Here is an 8387-nt window from a genome sequence, read left to right on the forward strand (position 1 = left end):
TCCTGCAAGCTGATCGACGGAAAGAATGTCCAGTGGATAGAGAAGGTCAGCGACGAGCAGCACAAAGAGTAACGCCCACCGCCCGCGCTCGAGCTGGTCCGGCGATCTGGGCAAGCTCGCCGGAAATGAGTCCGTTAGCCAGGCCGCTTTCCCAACACATCCTTGACGACCGGCAGCGCTGAAAACACATTGGGCCAACCCGTGTAGAAAGCCAATTGGGTCATTACTTCGGACGCCTGCGCCTTGGTGAGACCATTGTCCATTGCACGGTTCAAGTGATAAGTCAGTTGCGCGTACTGCCCGGTTGCGACGAGCGCACTCACGGTCACGAGGCTTCGGTCCCGCGGCGATAGGCCCGGACGCAGCCACAGATCGTGGAACAGCGCTTCGGTCGTGTAGTGCACGACGCCGGGCGCCACCGCACCGAAGTTCGACTCGACGGCAGTGGCGCGTTGCGCCTCCGCGGCCTCATCAATAGGCAGGTATTGGGTTGGAACTGCGGGAACGTCCGATAGCGTGATGCCGCGTTTGTCAAAAACAGGTTTTGCCGCGACCACCGCCGAAGCCGCATTGCCCCAGCCGGCATAGAACGCCAGATGCGCGATGATCTCCGACAACTCGGCGGGCTGCAGGCCGCTGTCGAGCGCGAGGTTCACGTAGTACGGGATCTCGAGGGTCTGGTTGCGTGCAATCAGCACCGACAGCGTAACGATGCTCCGATCGCGAGCCGACAGTTGCGGACGCTTCCAGAGATCGCTGAGGAGCGTGTTATTCGTGTAGTGCGCGAGCGCGGGAGAAACAGTACGCATTTCCTGAAGCGTGGGAGGAGCAGGCAGAGACTGTACGTCTGTCATATCGGTTGTCCTTGTCATTGGCGCACACGCACTAAGTCCCAAAGCGAGCGCTGTCACAGAGAATCCTAAAGATTTCATGCGCCTGTTCGCTCCTGTAGCTGACGTGTGCATTAGATAAAACATCCGGGGCGCAGATGATGGGGTTGTTGCCAATTTAGCCATCTCGCGCGAGCATGACTAGGCGCTAAATTCGGCAAACACTTATAAGCCCGTCTCATCAATTGTTGCCCGGCGGCACTAATCTTTGTTGCCTGTAAAGAACCGAGTCCCATACGGGCAAATGATGCGTAAGCCGTGCTTACCACCATGGCGACAAAAGCCGACTTCAGAGTCGAACCGTCCGGTCTACACTAGGCAATCCGCGTTGGCGAGATCTGCTGACGCGTCTCAGAAGCGGTAACGAGTCTGATAGAAGCGGATGGGCTGATCGTCATGAAAAGGGATCTCATGGTATTGTCATTTCAGCATGTGGCGGCCGAACTACGGCTGATCTGCGGAGAGCACAGTTTGAAAGCGCTCACGCGAGAGCTCGCGCGCGAAGGCTGCAACCGTGCGGTGATCGTCTGTGGACGGTCGGTGAACGAGTCTGCGCCAATGGAAATGATGCGGAAGATCCTCGGGCCAGCGTTAGTCGGAGAATGCGTCACAGCACGGCAGAATAGTCCTTTGCAGTCCGTGATGGAAACCGCGCAACTTCTAGGCGATCTGAAGGCAGACAGCGTCATTGCGGTCGGCGGCGGTTCTGCCGCTGTCACTGCGCGCGCGGCGACTATTCTTCTAGCGGAGAGAGCCCCAGCACAAACATTGAGTACCCGGCGGCTACCTGACGGAAGCTTTGAAAGCCCCCGACTCAATGCGCCCAAACTTCCCCAATTCGTTGTCCCCACAACTCCAAGTACTGCTTTCGTTAAAGCTGGAAGCGCTGTTCTCGACGTGGAAACCGGACATCGTCTGGCCTTATTCGATCCCAAAACGCGAGCCAAGGCACTGTTTGTGCATCCGGATTTTCTCCGCACCGCACCCGCAATGTTGGTCCAGAATTCCTGTCTCAATACATTCTCGACAGCCGTGGAGGCATTGATCTCGCCGAAGTGCGATCCGATCGCGGAGGCCATGCTGTTGCATTCGCTGCGACTGATCGCAAGGCATCTGGATAGCTCAACCCTCGACGATACCGCGGCTCGTAACAGTTTCGTGCTCGCCGCGATTCTTTGTGGACGCGGGACTGAACAGGCGGGCGGCGGCCTTGGTTCAGTACTGGCACACGCTATCGGCTCCCATAGCAGTGTCGCCAACGGTATTGTGAATGCCATTGTGCTTCCGCATGTGCTGCGCTTCAACCTCTCGGAAACGGCCACGAGACTGGATATGGTCCGCGATGTTCTGTATCGTGGTTTCGAGCGCAACTCAAAGTCGCCAGCCCCAACGGGTGTGGTGGTAGTTGAGTCTCTGCTCCGTCAACTGGCGGTCCCGCATCGATTGCGAGACATAGGGATTACCCTCAACGATCTACCCGGTATCGCAAACAATGCGATGTCCGACTGGTTCATCACACGAAACAACCCGCGGGCGTCGAGCTATGAGTCAGTGCTATCTATTCTCGAAGCATGCTGGTAAACGCGGCAGGACGCGGCGGCCTGCCTACGGGACTTTGGTAACCTGCGAGACGCTCGGATTGCCTATACGCGAAGGCGACGGGTTACTCTTCCGGAAAACTCCGCCGCCCACGTGTGTCTGGTGCTTTCAACTAATTCGAGGCTTCAACAGGAACGTCGACTTTCACTTGCTGAGCTCTCTTCCCGTCCACGATGAAATTCACCGCGACCGGAAATGAGAGCTCCTGATTGATTCCGTACTGCGCCTTGCCGCGCCAACCGCTCTTGCCAAGATAGCGTGATTCCGGAGTCATCGTACGCAGTGCGGCGGCAATCTTCGCACCGTCCTGGTCTGTTCCTGCGAGTGAGATAGCACGCAACATCACCTCTGCCGCAATTTGTTGGTTGTACCAGAGAGCCATCTCCGGCACCGGGCGCTTCATCAAGCGCTCGTAGTCCTCGTTCATTTTGCGGATGCCAGGATCATCTGTTGGAACATGATCAAACCAGTAAAACGCCTTCTGCTTCTGTGCACCACCAGATCCGTTGATGATAATGTCACCACCTGCGCCGAGTCGACCGAATGCACCGGTGTAACCGGCCTCGCGCATCTGTTTGACTAGGATTGTCGCTTCCCCCGGCGGCATGCCTCCTGTCTCGACCGTGTCAACGTTCATGCCCATCAGCCTTGTTACCAGCGGTGCAAAGTTTGACGTTCCTCGCTGATACCACTCCGTCGTGGCTTTGACACCGGCATTGTTATAAGTCTTGGCCAACGCGTTGCCGGGATCGGTTCCGCCTTGATCGTTCGGTCCAACAACGACAGCCGTTTTAAGACCAAATCGATCTCTGACGATCTTCACTACGGCAGGTGACCATACCGGCGGCGATTGCAGTTCGTGGAACGCGAGCGGAAACTCAGGGCCGATTGCATTGGCTGCAAATGAAGTCGTGAAGTCGACCTGGTTGTTGCGCTTGGCTACCGGCTTATACCCGGTAATCTCCGGTCCTAGCATAGGGCCGATAATTGCATGGACTCCTTCGCTGGCAAAGTAATTAGCCGCGGCCGCACCACCAGCGGCCGTAGATTGGGCATCCACGCTGACGATCGAGACCTTGCATTTTCGGTTTCCGACTTGCAAGCCGCCATTCGCATTCGTCCATGCCGCTTCGAACTCAACGGCCGCCTTTTCGGACAATCCCCAGCTGGAACCAGTGCCGGTCATCGGGCCAGCCACACCAAGTTTGACCCCGCACTCTTGCGCCGACGCGGAAAAACTTGTCAGGGTCGAACAAATCAATAAGGCCGGCAAAACGGTTGCCCGGATTCTGCTCAGACGTGGATATAGTAGGTTCACTTCAATGTCTCCAATTTTTTGTCGAAAAAACTCTATGCTTTGTAGGCGTCGGAAGACCTCCATTGTTTGCAACTCCAATGCCAGCCCACATCCCTTTCAGGGCGCGTCCGGTTACCCTCTTGGCTATGATCGTTTATTGCGCAAGCCTGAATATCTTCTTCGGTCATGCAGAAACGAGGATCATGGAGTTGACCTTCGCGCTCCAACCTCTCATCGAAATAACAGGCCGTGGCGTCTACAGTGAAGCAGATTGCCATCGCCGGTTCGGACTGACGAATGCCGACTCAGTGGAAGAAGTTGAACTGATGGTGATGCGGCGAATGCAGCATTTCGCCGAACCTCACCTGCCCGCCGCCAAGTGTTCAGGCTACTCCCTCGATAATGCGTATGTCTCGATCAGCACCGTTGCCAAGGACCTTCAAAGCCTGCTGATACGCCGCACTGTCGTGTGCAGCGATAGCCTGCTCGACACTATCAAATTCGACAATCACCGTACGCTGGCTAATCCCGGCTTCGTAAACGGCCGACGGTACCGCACGTGCAAGGATCCGGCCACCCGCTGTTTGAAGCGCGGGGCCCGCGAGCTTTCCATACTCAGTCAACGCGGCAACATCGGCGACCGCTCGATACGCGGTAATCAAATACGCTTTGGGCACGACATTCTCCTTTTTAGGTTAAGAACTTTTAAATATCTATATGCAGTGTAAAAACCGAATCAAATCTCTTTTTTTTGCATGCCCTTCAGAATTCATCTGAGACGAGCGATAAGTCCGTCGTGTCCACAGAAAAGATTGGTGCCGACATTTTCCACTCCTCATCGTCACCAATATTTCGCAACTTTTGTTCCGTCCGGGATCAAGCGCGACCTTGGCAGGGGGAAAACGTTGTATAGGGGCTGCTGCGGGGCACACAAAGTCTCCGCCCCTTCGAGTTGCTGCGTCAAGGTACAAGTTAACCTCAGAGTCGAATGCGATAACCGGGGGTTATACCCTTTATATACTGGCTACACGGGCGGGATACGATGACCGGGACGTTATCGTCAGAACGGCTGCATTGTGCCTCGGAAGCGTTAATGCGATTCGTACCCGCAGGCGACCAATACACTATCCCCGCAACGTGTCATTCAATGTCGATGCTTTTGCGTCGTCTCCAAAAAATCGTGTCCCGCAGGCGGTGCCGTGTTTCGGCCGACAACATGTGTCTGCGAGAAAGACGCTTATGAGGTTGCTGGCGGCACACGGAACGTACCCCCGTTGGAGATGGGTATGGTCCGCCGGGCGCAGCAATCAACTGGCGCAGGAAATGCTCTTTGTGCAAGAGCACTGATCCGCGCTCGGTAAGGGTTTGCGCGTAGTCCCTTCTTTCCAATGAATGAACGACTGTATCTCGCTAATCGGATATCACCAGCAAATATGGACTCGCACACCGAAATTGTTTCCGACGCGCATCCGTTTGCAAAGTCAGAACGTGATCACGTAATTGGCGGCCGTATTGCCATCCAATTTCACGAAGGGTTTTCGAGGCCTTGAATCCAGCAACCCGGTAGAACGTAGCATTGCTGGCTGAAGGCGAAGCGATCGATATCGAGCAGGCAACCAGAGAGAAGTACGTCTACATCAACATCGCTTGATCCACTCGTAAGATCGGTACGTCACCTTCTGAAGCTCCGAGGGCGTATTGACATGAATCTGCGTGGCTGCGCTTGGAGCTGGCGTTCGACAGCTCTACCATGACTAAACCTCTGATTATGAAAATTCAAGTTCGTAAGTTGGGCAAGATTGGCCTTGAGGTATCCGCCTTAGGCTTGGGCTGCATGGGTTTGAGCTATGGTCGAGGGCCGGCCCTCGACAAGCCGCAGGCGGTCAAACTGATCCGTGCTGCGTATGAGCGCGGGGTTACCTTCTTTGACACCGCCGAGGTGTACGGGCCCTTCCGAAATGAGGAGCTGCTCGGCGAAGCACTAGCGCCCTTCCGATCAAGTGCGGTAATCGCCACGAAATTCGGCTACATGTTCGACGCACAAGACCGTGAAACGGGTCTGAGCAGTCGTCCGGAACATATTCGTCACGCCGTCGATAGTTCGCTCAGACGGCTGAAGACCGACGTTATCGATCTGCTCTATCAGCACCGTGTCGACCCAAACACGCCAATCGAAGACGTCGCCGGGGCAGTCAAAGATCTTATACGCGACGGCAAGGTGAAGCACTTCGGCCTGTCTGAAGCTAGCACCACCACCATTCGGCGAGCGCATGCTGTCCAGCCATTGACGGCGGTCCAGAGCGAATATTCTCTCTGGTGGCGAGAACCCGAAGCGGAACTCCTACCAACGCTCGAGGAACTCGGCATCGGATTCGTCCCCTTCAGTCCCCTCGGTAGGGGATTCCTCACTGGCGCAATCAGTGAAAACACAACGTTCCACAGCACTGACCGCCGCAACGCGATTCCCCGGTTTTCGGCCGAGGCACGTCGAGCAAATCAGCCGCTTTTAGAATTGATTGGACGCATGGCAGAACTAAAAGGCGCGTCAACAGCTCAGGTCGCACTTGCCTGGTTGCTAGCGCAAAAGCCATGGATTGTTCCGATCCCGGGTACGACCCAACTGCCGCGATTGGAGGAAAACCTTCGCGGAACCGCCATCGAACTGTCGCCAGACGATCTGGGTGACATCGACACCGCCCTGTCAGCAATAGTTGTGCACGGCGACCGCTATCCGCCGCATTTGCAAAAGCAGGTGGATCGTTAAGCATCAGGAAGCTACTTCCGCACTGCAGCGCAACAGTGCCCCTAGGCGGCACTGTGTGCCGACTCTGTCTCGCAACGGCTCACACGTCGGAGCGGGACAAGCAATCTCCCAACCACTACCACTTGGCCCCCAAATGGAGCTGCATTTCGCTCTGAAGCGGTGACACAGCGGTGACACGCATGATGACATCCGTCTCGTACGAGTCATCGGCCAACAATTTCCCAAGCTGGACTTGGCAATAACCCATGGTTATAGCGGAGGGGAATCCGGGGTATCGGAGACATCCGCACTGCTTTAGCATTGAATCAAGGGCCTCAAACCTGTGATTCTTTGCCCCGCGCACCGTTCAACCAGAAGCGTTCGCGGGAGTAGCGCATGCGACAGGGCAGAAGCCGGTTGTCTCCCGATCAGAGAAGCAAAGCCTGATCGAGAGCAGACAAGACCTAGCCACAGAAGAGAACTGCAATATGGATTACACGCATCTTGGCCGAACCGGGCTCGTTGTGAGCCGCCTGTGTCTCGGAACGCTGGCCTTTGGTCCTGAAGCCGATGAACCGGAAGCCCACGCGATCATGGACCACGCGTTGGAGTTGGGTATCAACTTCTTCGACACTTCGAATGTATACGGCTGGCAGTCGCAAAAAGACTGGTCTGAAAACGTCATAGGGCGATGGTTTGCCAAGGGCGGCGGCAGGCGCGACCGGACGGTCATTGCAACCAAAGTCTACCAACCGTTGAGCGACTGGCCGAACGACGGAAGGCTTTCTGCGCTTCACATCCGACGCGCTTGCGACGCCTCGCTCAAGCGGCTGCAGACGGACTACATCGACCTGTATCAAATGCATCACATTGACCGCAATACTCCGTGGGACGAAATCTGGGAGGCTATGGAGGTCTTGCGCGCTCAGGGCAAGATCCTGTACGTTGGATCCTCAAATTTCGCGGGATGGCACATTGCGCAGGCTCAGGAAGCAGCCCGAGCGCGGCATTTTCTCGGATTGGTGAGCGAACAGTCCAAATATAACCTGGTCACTCGTGATATCGAGCGTGAACTGCTTCCAGCCGCGCAGCAATACGGCGTTGGCGTGATGCCCTGGTCTCCGCTACAACGCGGACTACTCGGCGGCATCCTCGCGGCGGAGAAGCAGGGCCGACTGCAGGGTAATCGCGTTGCACCTGAGTCGCTTGAGCGATACCGGCCGCAGCTCGAAAGGTATGAGGGATTATGTGCCGAACTCGGCACTCCGCCAGCGCACGTCGCGCTTGCCTGGGTCTTGTCTCGTCCGGGGGTGACATCGCCCATCATCGGACCAGTTAGTGTGCAGCAGCTGGACGACATAGCGGGCACGCTGAGCGTGCGTCTTGATGAGAAAACCCTCGCGCAGTTGGACCACATTTTCCCCGGTTATAAAACTGCGCCCGAAGATTACGCCTGGTAGTGTTCCCCTGATCACTCAAGGCGAGAAATAACAAGGAGACGAGATAGTGCAACCCCTTCCCGTAGTCAATCAAACCATTCTGGAACCGGAACTCCGGATCATCGACTCGCAGCATCATCTTCGCGACCGCCGGGATAGCCACTACATGTTCGACGACTACGTTCAGGACGTGCAGCGTGGCCACAATATCGTGGCATCCGTGTACGTCGAGTCGATGTCCATGATCCGCGTCGACGGGCCAGAACTGCTGCGACCAATCGGTGAAATCGAATTCGCCAATGGCGTGGCAGCGGTCAGCGCCACAGGCAAGTATGGTCCCTGCCGGATCGCCGCCGCGATTGTCGGTTACGCCGATCTGCGTTTCGGCGAAGCCATCGCCGAACTGCTGGACCGCGCGC

6 protein-coding genes and 1 pseudogene are annotated in these 8387 nt (G+C 56.3%); 5 read left to right on the forward strand and 2 right to left on the reverse strand.

Annotated elements, in window-relative coordinates; all coding sequences use genetic code 11:
* Positions 1-134: 134 nt before the first annotated feature.
* Positions 135-854, reverse strand: a complete 720-nt coding sequence (locus tag AC3WOG_RS37590; RefSeq protein WP_492582890.1) for a carboxymuconolactone decarboxylase family protein — start codon at positions 852-854, stop codon at positions 135-137.
* 432 nt (positions 855-1286) lie between these two features.
* Here AC3WOG_RS37590 and AC3WOG_RS37595 point away from each other — a divergent pair, with 432 nt between their 5' ends.
* Positions 1287-2471, forward strand: coding sequence for an iron-containing alcohol dehydrogenase family protein (locus tag AC3WOG_RS37595; protein ID WP_492582891.1), 1185 nt, complete (start codon positions 1287-1289; stop codon positions 2469-2471).
* Positions 2472-2601: 130 nt separating this feature from the next.
* Here AC3WOG_RS37595 and AC3WOG_RS37600 read toward each other — a convergent pair whose 3' ends face one another.
* The gene (locus tag AC3WOG_RS37600; RefSeq protein ID WP_492582892.1) at positions 2602-3870 is read right to left on the reverse strand and encodes an ABC transporter substrate-binding protein; all 1269 of its coding nucleotides are present in this window, start codon (positions 3868-3870) and stop codon (positions 2602-2604) included.
* Between the two features lie 56 nt (positions 3871-3926).
* On the opposite strand from AC3WOG_RS37600, the gene AC3WOG_RS37605 reads away from it, so the two are divergent.
* From AC3WOG_RS37605 to AC3WOG_RS37620, 4 genes and pseudogenes are all read left to right on the forward strand, one after another.
* Positions 3927-4514 carry a hypothetical protein gene (locus tag AC3WOG_RS37605; RefSeq protein ID WP_492582893.1) on the forward strand — a complete coding sequence of 196 codons (588 nt, stop codon included), beginning with the start codon at positions 3927-3929 and terminating at the stop codon, positions 4512-4514.
* 1046 nt (positions 4515-5560) lie between these two features.
* A complete protein-coding gene (locus AC3WOG_RS37610) occupies positions 5561-6550 on the forward strand; it encodes an aldo/keto reductase (protein WP_492582907.1) in 990 nt (329 codons plus the stop codon).
* A gap of 467 nt (positions 6551-7017) precedes the next feature.
* The gene (locus AC3WOG_RS37615; RefSeq protein ID WP_492582894.1) at positions 7018-7989 is read left to right on the forward strand and encodes an aldo/keto reductase; all 972 of its coding nucleotides are present in this window, start codon (positions 7018-7020) and stop codon (positions 7987-7989) included.
* Between the two features lie 145 nt (positions 7990-8134).
* Positions 8135-8387 (forward strand): annotated as a pseudogene (locus AC3WOG_RS37620) (amidohydrolase family protein); the annotation flags it as partial.

The sequence above is a fragment of the Paraburkholderia sp. FW306-02-B genome (genome assembly GCF_058782725.1).